This is a genomic window from Streptomyces sp. NPDC020884, from assembly GCF_044333935.1.
Classification (GTDB): Bacteria; Actinomycetota; Actinomycetes; order Streptomycetales; family Streptomycetaceae; genus Streptomyces.
In genome coordinates this window covers 112,526-124,184 of record NZ_JBIRRY010000001.1, presented here as the reverse complement: position 1 = coordinate 124,184, position 11,659 = coordinate 112,526, and the positions used below count along the sequence as shown (strand labels likewise).

Annotated in this window: 14 protein-coding genes; 12 read left to right on the top strand and 2 right to left on the bottom strand. The window is 70.0% G+C overall.

Annotated features, from left to right (window positions below; genetic code table 11):
- Positions 1-61 precede the first annotated feature (61 nt).
- From ACH4UK_RS00605 to ACH4UK_RS00565, 9 genes are all read left to right on the top strand, one after another.
- The gene (locus tag ACH4UK_RS00605; RefSeq protein ID WP_398353897.1) at positions 62-805 is read left to right on the top strand and encodes a helix-turn-helix transcriptional regulator; all 744 of its coding nucleotides are present in this window, start codon (positions 62-64) and stop codon (positions 803-805) included.
- Entirely contained in the window at positions 802-2,223 is a 1,422-nt protein-coding gene (gene sufB, locus ACH4UK_RS00600; RefSeq protein ID WP_030568051.1) for a Fe-S cluster assembly protein SufB, read from the top strand. Before ACH4UK_RS00605 ends, sufB begins: the two co-directional genes overlap by 4 nt.
- Before the next feature lie 98 nt (positions 2,224-2,321).
- Positions 2,322-3,503, top strand: a complete 1,182-nt coding sequence (sufD, locus tag ACH4UK_RS00595) for a Fe-S cluster assembly protein SufD (RefSeq protein ID WP_398353896.1) — start codon at positions 2,322-2,324, stop codon at positions 3,501-3,503.
- On the top strand, positions 3,503-3,820 hold the full coding sequence (locus ACH4UK_RS00590; protein WP_018555702.1) for a bifunctional 3-phenylpropionate/cinnamic acid dioxygenase ferredoxin subunit: 318 nt from the start codon (positions 3,503-3,505) through the stop codon (positions 3,818-3,820). Before sufD ends, ACH4UK_RS00590 begins: the two co-directional genes overlap by 1 nt.
- Positions 3,821-3,827: 7 nt before the next feature.
- Positions 3,828-4,619, top strand: coding sequence for a Fe-S cluster assembly ATPase SufC (gene sufC / locus ACH4UK_RS00585; RefSeq protein ID WP_398353895.1), 792 nt, complete (start codon positions 3,828-3,830; stop codon positions 4,617-4,619).
- Positions 4,616-5,884: a cysteine desulfurase gene (locus ACH4UK_RS00580; protein ID WP_398353894.1), complete on the top strand. Its 1,269-nt coding sequence runs from the start codon at positions 4,616-4,618 to the stop codon at positions 5,882-5,884. Before sufC ends, ACH4UK_RS00580 begins: the two co-directional genes overlap by 4 nt.
- A 10-nt stretch (positions 5,885-5,894) precedes the next feature.
- Positions 5,895-6,350 carry a Fe-S cluster assembly sulfur transfer protein SufU gene (gene sufU, locus ACH4UK_RS00575; RefSeq protein ID WP_063886126.1) on the top strand — a complete coding sequence of 152 codons (456 nt, stop codon included), beginning with the start codon at positions 5,895-5,897 and terminating at the stop codon, positions 6,348-6,350.
- Positions 6,347-6,685, top strand: coding sequence for a metal-sulfur cluster assembly factor (locus tag ACH4UK_RS00570; RefSeq protein WP_007448467.1), 339 nt, complete (start codon positions 6,347-6,349; stop codon positions 6,683-6,685). Before sufU ends, ACH4UK_RS00570 begins: the two co-directional genes overlap by 4 nt.
- 53 nt (positions 6,686-6,738) lie before the next feature.
- Positions 6,739-7,104: a VOC family protein gene (locus ACH4UK_RS00565; RefSeq protein ID WP_398353893.1), complete on the top strand. Its 366-nt coding sequence runs from the start codon at positions 6,739-6,741 to the stop codon at positions 7,102-7,104.
- Positions 7,105-7,125: 21 nt separating this feature from the next.
- On the opposite strand, the gene ACH4UK_RS00560 is transcribed toward ACH4UK_RS00565, so the two are convergent.
- On the bottom strand, positions 7,126-8,115 hold the full coding sequence (locus ACH4UK_RS00560) for a hypothetical protein (RefSeq protein ID WP_398353892.1): 990 nt from the start codon (positions 8,113-8,115) through the stop codon (positions 7,126-7,128).
- 301 nt (positions 8,116-8,416) lie between these two features.
- Here ACH4UK_RS00560 and ACH4UK_RS00555 point away from each other — a divergent pair, with 301 nt between their 5' ends.
- Positions 8,417-8,743 carry a multidrug efflux SMR transporter gene (locus ACH4UK_RS00555; RefSeq protein WP_097967761.1) on the top strand — a complete coding sequence of 109 codons (327 nt, stop codon included), beginning with the start codon at positions 8,417-8,419 and terminating at the stop codon, positions 8,741-8,743.
- On the top strand, positions 8,743-9,321 hold the full coding sequence (locus ACH4UK_RS00550) for a TetR/AcrR family transcriptional regulator (RefSeq protein WP_398353891.1): 579 nt from the start codon (positions 8,743-8,745) through the stop codon (positions 9,319-9,321). Before ACH4UK_RS00555 ends, ACH4UK_RS00550 begins: the two co-directional genes overlap by 1 nt.
- An 85-nt stretch (positions 9,322-9,406) precedes the next feature.
- Here ACH4UK_RS00550 and ACH4UK_RS00545 read toward each other — a convergent pair whose 3' ends face one another.
- Complete coding sequence (locus ACH4UK_RS00545) at positions 9,407-10,285, bottom strand: winged helix-turn-helix transcriptional regulator (RefSeq protein ID WP_398353890.1); 879 nt, start codon at positions 10,283-10,285, stop codon at positions 9,407-9,409.
- 132 nt (positions 10,286-10,417) lie between these two features.
- Between ACH4UK_RS00545 and ACH4UK_RS00540 the strand changes: the two genes are divergently transcribed.
- Positions 10,418-11,656 (top strand): MFS transporter, encoded by a 1,239-nt coding sequence (locus ACH4UK_RS00540; protein WP_398354902.1) that lies wholly within the window; start codon positions 10,418-10,420, stop codon positions 11,654-11,656.
- The last annotated feature ends 3 nt before the right edge of the window (positions 11,657-11,659 follow it).

Here is an 11,659-nt window from a genome sequence, read left to right as displayed (position 1 = left end):
CACCGTAGATCATTCCGGACCGCAGTTGTCAGGGTCGAATGAATTACGCAACAATGGTGTTGTGAAATACGACGGACGGGCTCCTCAGGAGGAACTCGCGACCGGTGAGCGCTCGACGCGCAACCGGGTCGCGCGCTCCATCCTGGACCACGGTCCCTCCACCGTCGCGGATCTCGCGGGGCGCGTGGGCCTGACCCAGGCCGCCGTCCGCCGCCACCTGGACGCCCTCGTGTCCGACGATGTCGTCGAGGCCCGTGAACAGCGGGTCTACGGGGCGCGGACCCGTGGCAGGCCCGCCAAGGTGTTCGCCCTGACGGACTGTGGCCGCGACGCCTTCGACCAGTCCTACGACAAGCTGGCCGCCGACGCCCTGCGCTTCATCGCCGAGTCCGGGGGCGACGAGGCGATCATCGCCTTCGCCCGCGCCCGGATGGCAGCGATGGGCGAGGCGTACCGCACCGCGGTCGAGGCCGCGGAGCCCGAGCGGCGCACCGAGGCACTGGCCAAGGCCCTGACCGCCGACGGGTACGCTGCTACGGCGCGAAGCGCGCCTGGCCCGCAGCAGGGCGAGCAGCTGTGCCAGCACCACTGCCCGGTGGCGCATGTCGCCGAGCAGTTCCCACAGCTGTGCGAGGCGGAGACGGAATTCTTCTCCAGCCTCCTCGGAACCCATGTGCAGCGTCTGGCCACCCTCGCTCACGGCGACGGTGTGTGCACGACATACGTGCCGCGCAGTGGCCACACGGCACCCCTACAGACCACCCATTCAGCATCTGCAAGCACGGCCGGGAGGAACCCCGCATGACGCTCCCCACGGAGACTGCCCACCCTGAGCTCGAGGGTCTGGGTACGTACGAATTCGGCTGGGCCGACTCCGACGCGGCAGGCGCGGCGGCGAAGCGCGGTCTCTCCGAGGCTGTCGTCCGCGACATCTCGGAGAAGAAGAACGAGCCCGAGTGGATGCTGAAGCTGCGGCTCAAGGGCCTCAAGCTCTTCGGCAAGAAGCCCATGCCGAACTGGGGCTCCGACCTGTCGGGCATCGACTTCGACAACATCAAGTACTTCGTGCGGTCCACGGAGAAGCAGGCGGCCTCCTGGGAGGAACTGCCCGAGGACATCAAGAACACGTACGACAAGCTCGGCATCCCCGAGGCGGAGAAGCAGCGCCTCGTCGCCGGCGTCGCCGCGCAGTACGAGTCCGAGGTCGTCTACCACCAGATCAACGAGGAGCTGGAGGCGCAGGGTGTCATCTTCATGGACACCGACACCGCGCTGAAGGAGCACCCGGAGCTCTTCAAGGAGTACTTCGGCACCGTCATCCCCGTCGGTGACAACAAGTTCGCCTCGCTGAACTCGGCCGTGTGGTCCGGCGGCTCGTTCATCTACGTGCCCAAGGGCGTCCACGTCGAGATCCCGCTCCAGGCCTACTTCCGTATCAACACGGAGAACATGGGCCAGTTCGAGCGGACGCTGATCATCGTCGACGAGGACGCCTACGTCCACTACGTCGAGGGCTGCACCGCCCCGATCTACTCCTCGGACTCGCTGCACAGCGCCGTGGTCGAGATCATCGTGAAGAAGGGCGGCCGCTGCCGCTACACGACCATCCAGAACTGGTCGAACAACGTCTACAACCTGGTCACCAAGCGGGCCGTGGCCTACGAGGGCGCGACCATGGAGTGGGTCGACGGCAACATCGGCTCCAAGGTGACCATGAAGTACCCGGCCATCTACCTGATGGGCGAGCATGCCAAGGGCGAGACCCTGTCCATCGCCTTCGCGGGCGAGGGCCAGCACCAGGACGCCGGCGCCAAGATGGTCCACATGGCCCCGAACACCTCCTCCAACATCGTCTCCAAGTCGGTGGCGCGAGGCGGCGGCCGTACGTCCTACCGCGGTCTGATCGAGATCGGCGAGGGCGCGCCGGGCGCGAAGTCCAACGTCCTCTGCGACGCTCTGCTCGTCGACACGATCTCCCGCTCGGACACCTACCCCTACGTCGACGTCCGCGAGGACGACGTGTCGATGGGCCACGAGGCGACCGTCTCCAAGGTCTCCGAGGACCAGCTCTTCTACCTCATGAGCCGCGGACTCACCGAGTTCGAGGCCATGGCGATGATCGTGCGCGGCTTCGTCGAGCCGATCGCCAAGGAGCTGCCCATGGAGTACGCCCTGGAGCTCAACCGGCTGATCGAGCTGCAGATGGAGGGTTCGGTCGGCTAGGTCCTCACCGAGGACCACCGGGACGGCCGTCCGCGGCCGTCCCCGCCCCACCGAATCCCCCGACTTCTTGACTTAAGAAAGCGAGCACTACGACAGCCATGGCTGAGGCTCAGAACACTCCGGCGGGCTCCACCACCGCCGGCTCCATCGCGGTGGCCGCCGAGTCGACCGTCGCCACCCGCATGAGCGCACCCCCGTCCTTCGACGTCGCGGACTTCCCCGTCCCGCACGGCCGCGAGGAGGAGTGGCGCTTCACGCCGCTGGAGCGGCTCCGCGGGCTGCACAACGGCACCGCCGTCGCGAACGGCGGAGGCGTGAAGGTCGCGATCGAGGCCCCCGAGGGCGTCACGGTCGAGACCGTCGGCCGCGACGACACCCGGCTCGGCAAGGCCGGCACCCCGGTGGACCGGGTCGCCGCCCAGGCGTACAGCTCCTTCGAGCAGGCCTCGGTCGTCACGGTCGCCAAGGAAGCCGTGCTCACCGAACCGATCCGGATCGCCGTGCACGGCGAGGGCGGCGTCGCCTACGGCCACCAGCTCATCGAGCTGGGCGCCTTCGCCGAGGCCGTCGTCGTCCTCGACCACACCGGTGACGCGGTGCTCGCCGCCAACGTCGACTACGTGCTGGGCGACGGCGCGAAGCTGACCGTCGTCTCCGTCCAGGACTGGGACGACACGGCCGTCCACGTCGGCCAGCACAACGCGCTGATCGGCCGGGACGCCTCCTTCAAGTCGATCGTCGTCACCTTCGGCGGCGACGTCGTGCGCCTGCACCCCCGGGTGGCGTACGCGGCCACCGGCGGCGAGGCGGAGCTCTTCGGTCTGTACTTCACCGACAAGGGCCAGCACCAGGAGCACCGCCTCCTGGTCGACCACAACACCCCGCACTGCAAGTCCAACGCGGTGTACAAGGGAGCCCTCCAGGGCGACGGCGCGCACGCCGTCTGGATCGGCGACGTCCTCATCCAGGCCGCGGCCGAGGGCACCGACACCTACGAGATGAACCGGAACCTCGTCCTCACCGACGGCGCCCGGGTCGACTCCGTGCCCAACCTGGAGATCGAGACCGGCGAGATCGTCGGCGCCGGCCACGCCTCCGCGACCGGCCGCTTCGACGACGAGCAGCTCTTCTACCTCCAGTCCCGCGGCATCCCGGCCGAGGAGGCCCGCCGCCTCGTCGTGCGCGGCTTCTTCGCCGAGCTGGTCCAGCAGATCGGTCTGCCGGACGTGGAGGCGCGTCTGCTCGACAAGATCGAGACCGAGCTGAAGGCGTCCGTCTGATGGCCTTCGTCAAAGCCTGTGCGCTGAGTGAGCTGGAGGACGACACCCCCAAGCGGGTCGAGCTCGACGGCACACCGGTCTCCGTCGTCCGCACCGAGGGCGAGGTGTTCGCGATCAACGACATCTGCTCGCACGCGAACGTCTCCCTCTCGGAGGGCGAGGTGGAGGACTGTTCGATCGAGTGCTGGCTGCACGGCTCGTCGTTCGACCTCCGCACCGGCAAGCCGTCCGGCCTTCCCGCGACGCGCCCCGTCCCCGTATACCCCGTAAAGATCGAAGGGGACGATGTGCTCGTCTCCGTCACCCAGGAGTCCTGAGTCACCCATGGCAACGCTTGAAATCCGCGACCTGCACGTTTCCGTCGAGGCCGACAACGCCACGAAGGAGATCCTCAAGGGCGTCGACCTGACCGTGAAGCAGGGCGAGACCCACGCCATCATGGGCCCCAACGGGTCCGGCAAGTCCACCCTCGCGTACTCGCTCGCGGGTCACCCCAAGTACACGATCACCGGTGGCACGGTCACCCTGGACGGCGAGGACGTCCTGGAGATGTCCGTCGACGAGCGGGCCCGCGCCGGCCTGTTCCTCGCCATGCAGTACCCGGTCGAGATCCCCGGTGTCTCGGTCTCCAACTTCCTGCGCACCTCCGCCACCGCCATCCGCGGCGAGGCCCCCAAGCTGCGTACGTGGGTGAAGGAGGTCAAGGAGACGATGGCCGGGCTCCAGATGGACCCCGCCTTCGCCGAGCGCAACGTCAACGAGGGCTTCTCCGGCGGTGAGAAGAAGCGCCACGAGATCCTCCAGCTGGAGCTCCTCAAGCCGAAGATCGCCGTGCTGGACGAGACCGACTCCGGCCTGGACGTCGACGCGCTCAAGACCGTCTCCGAGGGCGTCAACCGGGTCCGCGAGAGCGGCGAGGTCGGCACCCTGCTGATCACGCACTACACGCGCATCCTGAAGTACATCAAGCCCGACTTCGTGCATGTCTTCGCCAACGGCCGCATCGCCGCCTCCGGCGGTGCCGAGCTGGCGGACCAGCTGGAGAACGAGGGCTACGAGGCCTACACGAAGGGTGGCCCCGTGACCGGAGGGAACTCAGGAGGTGCAGCCGCGTGACTGACGCCCGACAGGGGCTCACCGGCCTCCTCGACACCGAGGCGATCCGCAAGGACTTCCCGATCCTGGACCGCACGGTCCACGACGGCAAGAAGGTCGTTTACCTGGACTCCGCGGCGACTTCGCAGAAGCCGCGGCAGGTCCTCGACGCGCTCAACGAGTACTACGAGCGGCACAACGCGAATGTGCACCGCGGCGTCTACACGATCGCCGAGGAGGCCACCGCGTTGTACGAGGGCGCTCGCGACAAGGTCGCGGCCTTCATCAACGCACCCAGCCGCGACGAGGTGATCTTCACGAAGAACGCCTCGGAGTCGCTGAACCTCGTGGCGAACATGCTCGGCTGGGCGGACGAGCCCTATCGGGTGGACCGTGAGACCGAGATCGTCACCACGGAGATGGAACACCACTCCAACATCGTGCCGTGGCAGCTGCTCTCGCAGCGCACCGGCGCGAAGCTGAAGTGGTTCGGCATCACCGACGACGGCCGGCTCGACCTGTCGAACATCGACGAGATCATCACCGAGAAGACGAAGATCGTCTCCTTCACGCTGGTCTCCAACATCCTCGGCACGGTCAACCCGGTCGAGCAGATCATCCGCCGCGCCCAGCAGGTCGGCGCGCTGGTCTGCATCGACGCCTCCCAGGCGGCCCCGCACATGGTGCTCGACGTGCAGGCGCTCCAGGCCGACTTCGTGGCCTTCACCGGCCACAAGATGGTCGGCCCGACGGGCATCGGCGTGCTGTGGGGACGGCAGGAGCTCCTGGAGGACCTGCCTCCGTTCCTCGGCGGCGGCGAGATGATCGAGACCGTGTCGATGCACTCGTCGACGTATGCCCCCGCGCCGCACAAGTTCGAGGCCGGTACGCCCCCGATCGCCCAGGCCGTCGGCCTCGGCGCGGCCGTGGACTACCTCTCCTCGATCGGCATGGAGAAGATCCACCAGCACGAGAAGGCCATCACCGAGTACGCGGTGAAGCGTCTTCTGAGCGTTCCCGACCTGCGGATCATCGGTCCGGCGACGGCCGAGGACCGCGGGGCGACGATCTCCTTCACGCTCGGCGACATCCACCCGCACGACGTGGGCCAGGTCCTCGACGAGTTGGGCATCTGCGTCCGGGTCGGCCACCACTGCGCGCGCCCGGTGTGCCTGCGGTACGGAATTCCCGCGACGACGCGAGCGTCGTTCTATCTGTACTCCACGCCCGCCGAGGTCGACGCCCTGGTGGACGGTCTGGAGCACGTCCGGAACTTCTTCGGCTGAGGGCTGACTGGTGAAGCTTGAATCCATGTACCAGGAAGTGATCCTGGACCACTACAAGCACCCCCACGGGCGCGGCCTGCGGGACGGCGACGCCGAGGTGCACCACGTCAATCCGACGTGCGGTGACGAGATCACACTCCGGGTGAAGTACGACGGCGAGACCATCGCCGACGTGAGCTACGAGGGCCAGGGCTGCTCCATCAGCCAGGCCAGCGCCTCCGTGCTGAACGAGCTGCTCGTCGGCAAGGAGCTGTCCCAGGCGCAGAAGATCCAGGACGCGTTCCTGGAGCTGATGCAGTCCAAGGGCCAGCTGGAGCCCGACGACGCGATGGAGGAGGTGCTGGAGGACGCGGTCGCGTTCGCCGGCGTCTCCAAGTACCCCGCCCGGGTCAAGTGCGCGCTGCTGAGCTGGATGGCGTGGAAGGACGCGACGGCCAAGGCGCTGTCCGAAGGGAAGACCGCATGAGCGACAACGAGACCGTGACCATGAAGCCGGCCTCCGAGGAGGAGGTCCGCGAGGCGCTCTACGACGTCGTCGACCCCGAGCTGGGCATCGACGTCGTCAACCTGGGGCTGATCTACGGCATCCACGTCGACGACGCCAACATCGCCACCCTCGACATGACCCTGACGTCCGCGGCCTGTCCGCTGACCGATGTCATCGAGGACCAGGCGAAGTCCGCCACGGACGGCATCGTCAACGAGTTGCGGATCAACTGGGTCTGGATGCCGCCGTGGGGCCCGGACAAGATCACCGACGACGGACGCGAGCAGCTCCGCGCGCTGGGGTTCAACGTCTGACACGCTCCCCGAGACATGACGAACGGCCATGCCCGCCAGGCAGACTGGCGGGCATGGCCGTCTCCATGTACCACATCGCCGTCGACTCCCACGATCTGCCGCTCATGGCCCGCTTCTGGAGCGCGGTGCTGGACTGGCAGGTGCTCTTCGAGCACGAGGAGGAGATCATCATCGGCGCGCACGAGACCGCGCTGCCGGGCATGTGCTTCCTCCCCGTGCCCGAGGGGAAGACCGTCAAGAACCGGCTGCACATCGACCTGACACCGGACGACCAGGACGCCGAGGTCGAGCGGATCCTCGCACTCGGCGCCCGGCGGGTGGACGTCGGGCAGGGGCCGGACGCCACCTTCGTGGTGATGGCCGACCCGGAGGGCAACGAGTTCTGTGTGCTGCGCCCCAAGCGGACCCTGACCGACTGAGCCGGTCCGACCCCCGCGTGCTCAGACGTGGGCGGGCGGCGGCGGGCCGTACTGCTCGGGCAGCGTCGTCGCCGCCGCCTCGGCCAGGACCGGGCCCAGGTTCTCCGTGCGCATCCGGAGGTCGACGTAGAGCAGGCCCACCACCAGCGGCGGGAAGATCGCCGTGATCAGCTGGGAGATCATCTGGCTGAGGAAGGACAGCAGCATCACGCTGCCGATCACGGCGATGATCATTCCGTCGCTCGGGTCGGCGTCCATGTCCGCGGGGTCGAACACACCGGGGAGCGCGCCGGCCATCTGGAACGGCATCTGGATCATGAAGCCCATCGTGGACGCCAGCACATAGGCGAGCAGTCCGATGCCGAAGACCCGCCACCATGTTCCGCGCACCAGCTGGGCCGAGCGGCGCAGGGCCGCGACCGGGCGCTGGTTCTCGAAGACCACGACGGTCGGGGCCAGGGAGAACCGCACCCAGAGCCAGACCGCGAACGGGCCGATGACCAGCGCGCCGATGAGGCCGATCGCGATGAGCGGGGCGACGCCGTCCTCGTCGCCCAGCGAGATGGTGTAGATCATCAGTCCGGCGAAGCCGGCCAGGAAGAGCGCCATCGGGACGAGCATGATCAGCCCGGTCAGGAACACCGTGCCGATGATCGACCAGACCCGCGCCCACGCCCGCTTCCAGACGGCCCCGAAGCGGATCGGGCGGCCCAGGACGGCCTCCTGGAGGACGACGGGGACCGCCGCCTGCACCACGGCCGACGCCAGCATGTAGGTGATCAGGCCGACGATCATCAGCACGCCGAACGCGATGCCCAGCGGGACCAGTTCCGCCGCGTCCGGGGACCCCGGGGAGTCGGACGTCAGCTCGTCCCAGTGGGTCGCGACGGCGGAGGCGGCGACCACCAGGGCGACGATCATCACGAGCGTCGCCGCGCCGAACAGGGTCAGCGCCATGCCGATCAGCGGCTTCCAGTACCGCCCGAGCGTCGAGAAGGCGCCGCTGAGCATGTCCGAGACCCTCAGCGGCGCCAGGGGTATCACCCCGGGCTTGGGCGGTGCGGCCCACCCGCCGTTCCAGCCGCCGTGCCAGCCGCCGTCCGGTCTCTGCGCGCCTCCGTGGAAGGGCCCCCCACCGTGAGGTGCGCCCCCGTACGGGCCGCCGCCCCACCCTGCGTCCTGCGCCACTGCGTCTCCGTCGTGTCGTCGGCCCGCGTACCGCCGGCCGTGTTGTCGATCGCCACACCGTAGCGCCCATGACGTGGGCCGATGATATGTACGGCCGTACGCAACGTTGGGTACAGTCGTCCACATGGGATACGCATACGGACTGCTGGCCGCCGCCATCGCGGCGGAGGTGGCCGGGACGACGGCCATGAAGTACAGCGAGGGCTTCACCCGGCTCTGGCCCTCGCTCGGCACCGTGGTGGGCTACCTCATCGCCTTCACCCTGCTCGCCCAGACCCTCAAGACGCTCTCCGTGGGCACCGCGTACGCCATCTGGGCGGGCGTCGGCACCGCGGCCGTGGCCCTCATCGGGATCCTGTTCCTGGGGGAGTCCAGCGGCCTGGTCAAGATCGCGGGCATCGCCCTGATCGTGGCCGGGGTCGTCGTCCTCAACCTGGGTGGGGCGCACTGATGGCCCGGCGGTACGACCCCGAGCGGCGGACGCGGATCATCGACGCGGCGCTGCGTGTGATCGCGGCCGACGGCATAGCCGGGCTCAGCCATCGCACCGTGGCCGCCGAGGCCGATGTGCCGCTCGGCTCGACCACGTACCACTTCGGCTCCCTCGACGAACTCCTGGTCGCCGCCCTGCGCCGGTGCAACGAGAACTTCGTCCAGGCCCTGCGCGGCAGCGAGGTCCTCGCCGGACCGGCCGCGGGCCCCGGGCCGGACGGACCCGCCGGTTCCGGCGGCCTCGCGGACGAGTTGACCCGGCTGCTGGGCCGATGGTTCGCGGGCGACCGCGGGGCGATCGAGCTGGAGTACGAGCTGTACCTCGCCGCCCTGCGCCGCCCCGTGCTGCGCCCCGTCGCCGCCGAGTGGACCGAGGAGGCCGCCGAGCTGCTGTCCCGGCGCACCGACCCGGAGACCGCGCGGGCCCTCGTCGCGCTGATGGACGGCATCTGCCTCCAGGTCCTGCTGACCGGGGGTGCGTTCGACGCGCCCGGCACCCGCGAGATGCTGGCCCGGATCGTCGACGGCGGGGCCTGAGCCGACGCCGCGGGGCACCCGGGGCGGGCCGACCGGGGACGCCCCGCGCGGGGGTCCGCCCCGGCCCGCTCCCGGGGCTCCGCTCTCAGGCCACCGGGCGGCGGACCGCTTCCAGGGCCTCGCGCACGCTCGCCCCGATGTCCGTGACCGGGTACAGCACCTCCCGGATCGTCCGTTCCCGGTCCACCACCAGCGTCAGCCGCTTGAGCCGGCTCACGCCCGCCGTCCGGAACGTCGGCAGCCGCAGCGCCGCCGTCAGCGTCAGGTCCGCGTCCGAGAGCAGCGGGAAGCGCAGCCCCTCCTTCTCCGCGAACGCGCGCTGCTCGTCCGGGCGTTGCACGGACACCCCGTGCACGGTCGAGCCCGCCGCCGCGAAATCGGCCAACTGGTCGCGATACGTGCACGATTCGAGGGTGCAGCCGCTCGCCCCCGGGATCCCCGCCCAGCCCGGCGGGTAGGCATCGGGGCGGGCGTAGGCGCCGGGGAAGCAGTACAGGACGGTGTACGGGGTGTCGGCGACCGGGTCGCGCGGCTCGCCGTCGGTCCCCGTCAGCAGCAGCTCCGGCAGCCGCGTCCCTCTCAGTGCCCGCACCCGGGCCGCCTCCTGCGAGGCCTCCGCCGCCGTGGCCGTCGTCTCCCCTTCTCCCAGCACCCAGGTGTCGCCCCAGTCCTGGAGCGCGATCAGTACGGGCAGCAGCGCCCGGCCGCGCGGGGTGAGGAGGTACTCGTACCGGACTGGGCGGTCCTGGTAGGGCTCCCGCGCGAGCACGCCCGCGTCGACCAGCAGCCGCAGCCGCTCGGTCAGCACCTTGCGCGAAACCCCCAGCTCCCGCTGGAGCGCGTCGAACCGGTGCACCCCCCGCGCGGTGTCCCGCACGATCAGCAGGGTCCACCAGTCGCCCACGACGTCGAGGGCCTGGGCGATCGAGCAGTCGGCGTCGGCCAGGCTGATGCGCTGGGGCATGGTCGTCCCTCCGGTTGCGGCCGCTGCCCGTCCCGCCGCGGCGGCCATGCGGTTGACCTCGATGCGATCATGCTGCCATAGTCCGTTCCCATAAGGAACTCACCGGGGGGCGTGGGAGTGGCGGGGACGGGAATGGTGCGCGGCGTACCGCGGACGGTACGGCTGCTGGCGCTCGGGGCGTTCCTCAACGCCGTCGTCAGTTTCACCTTCGTCTATCTCTTCGTGTACCTCGTGGGGCCACGCGGTCTGACCGTCACCCAGGCCGGAGTGATCAGCGGCGTCGGCGGCCTCGGCCTGGTCGCGGGGAACTTCACCGGCGGCTGGTTCGGCGACCGCTTCGGCCATCGCCGCGCCCTGCTGACCGGCGCCTGCGTCAGCGGGGCGGCGCTCGTCGTCCTGCCCACCCTGCCGGTCGCCGCCCTGTACGCGGTGCTCCCCCTCGCCCAGTACGCCGCGGGCGTCGTCCGCGCCGCCAACGCGGCCCTCGTCGCGGTGTCCGTCCCCGAGGGCGGAAGCCGCCGCCAGAGCTTCGCCCTCACCCGCTTCGCCTCCAACGGGGGCTTCGCCGTCGGCCCGCCGCTCGGCGCGCTGATCGCCACCCGGTTCTCGTACGACTGGCTCTTCGTCGCCGACGGCGTCGGCACCCTGCTCTTCGCCCTCTACGCCGCCCGGATCCTGCCGGCCCGCGGCGGCGTCCACTCCGCACCCGCCCATGACCCGGACGCCCCGGGCCTCTGGCGCGAACTGCGGGCCAGGCCCGCCGTCCTGGTGCTGCTCGCCGCGATCGTCCTGGTCGACCTCGTCTACCGGCAGCAGTACTCGACGCTGCCGGTCTTCCTCGCCGACCACGGGCACTCCACCCAGCTCTACGGCTGGCTGCTCGCCATCAACGGCGGCGTCATCCTCTGCCTCGAACTGCCCGCCGCCCACGCCCTGCGCCGACGTGCGCCGCTCGGCCTCGTCGGCGCGGGGCTCCTGCTCGTCGGGCTCGGCTACGCCGTCCTGATCCCCGGCGCGGGCGTGCTCTTCGCCGTCACCATGATGCTCTCGCTGACCCTCGGCGAGATCCTGTACAAAACCCCCGCCACCGCCTACGTCGCCGACCAGGCCCCGGGCCACGCGCAGGGCCGCTTCCAGAGCCTGTACGCCGGCGCGTCGATCAGCGGGCAGGTGCTCGCCCCGCCGCTGGGAGCCGCCCTGTACGCCGCCGCTCCCGCCCTGCTCTGGCCGCTCTGCGCCCTGCTCGCGGCGGGTGCGGGGGGAGCGGTGCTGGCGGCGCGGCGGCTGCCCGGACCGGGGGAGCGGGCGCGGCCTGCGGGGCAGGGGCCGCACGCTGAGACCGGTTCGCCCGAGCGGGCCCCGGCCGGTTAGGTT

What these genes read in the sequence shown, in the direction of transcription:
- ACH4UK_RS00540 (WP_398354902.1), top strand. Translation starts at nt 10,418, where the DNA reads ATGGTGCGCGGCGTACCGCGGACGGTACGGCTGCTGGCGCTCGGGGCG.
- sufC (WP_398353895.1), top strand. Translation starts at nt 3,828, where the DNA reads ATGGCAACGCTTGAAATCCGCGACCTGCACGTTTCCGTCGAGGCCGAC.
- ACH4UK_RS00570 (WP_007448467.1), top strand. Translation starts at nt 6,347, where the DNA reads ATGAGCGACAACGAGACCGTGACCATGAAGCCGGCCTCCGAGGAGGAG.
- ACH4UK_RS00545 (WP_398353890.1), bottom strand. Translation starts at nt 10,285, where the DNA reads ATGCCCCAGCGCATCAGCCTGGCCGACGCCGACTGCTCGATCGCCCAG.
- sufB (WP_030568051.1), top strand. Translation starts at nt 802, where the DNA reads ATGACGCTCCCCACGGAGACTGCCCACCCTGAGCTCGAGGGTCTGGGT.
- ACH4UK_RS00550 (WP_398353891.1), top strand. Translation starts at nt 8,743, where the DNA reads ATGGCCCGGCGGTACGACCCCGAGCGGCGGACGCGGATCATCGACGCG.
- ACH4UK_RS00555 (WP_097967761.1), top strand. Translation starts at nt 8,417, where the DNA reads ATGGGATACGCATACGGACTGCTGGCCGCCGCCATCGCGGCGGAGGTG.
- ACH4UK_RS00560 (WP_398353892.1), bottom strand. Translation starts at nt 8,115, where the DNA reads ATGCTCAGCGGCGCCTTCTCGACGCTCGGGCGGTACTGGAAGCCGCTG.
- ACH4UK_RS00565 (WP_398353893.1), top strand. Translation starts at nt 6,739, where the DNA reads ATGGCCGTCTCCATGTACCACATCGCCGTCGACTCCCACGATCTGCCG.
- ACH4UK_RS00590 (WP_018555702.1), top strand. Translation starts at nt 3,503, where the DNA reads ATGGCCTTCGTCAAAGCCTGTGCGCTGAGTGAGCTGGAGGACGACACC.
- sufD (WP_398353896.1), top strand. Translation starts at nt 2,322, where the DNA reads ATGGCTGAGGCTCAGAACACTCCGGCGGGCTCCACCACCGCCGGCTCC.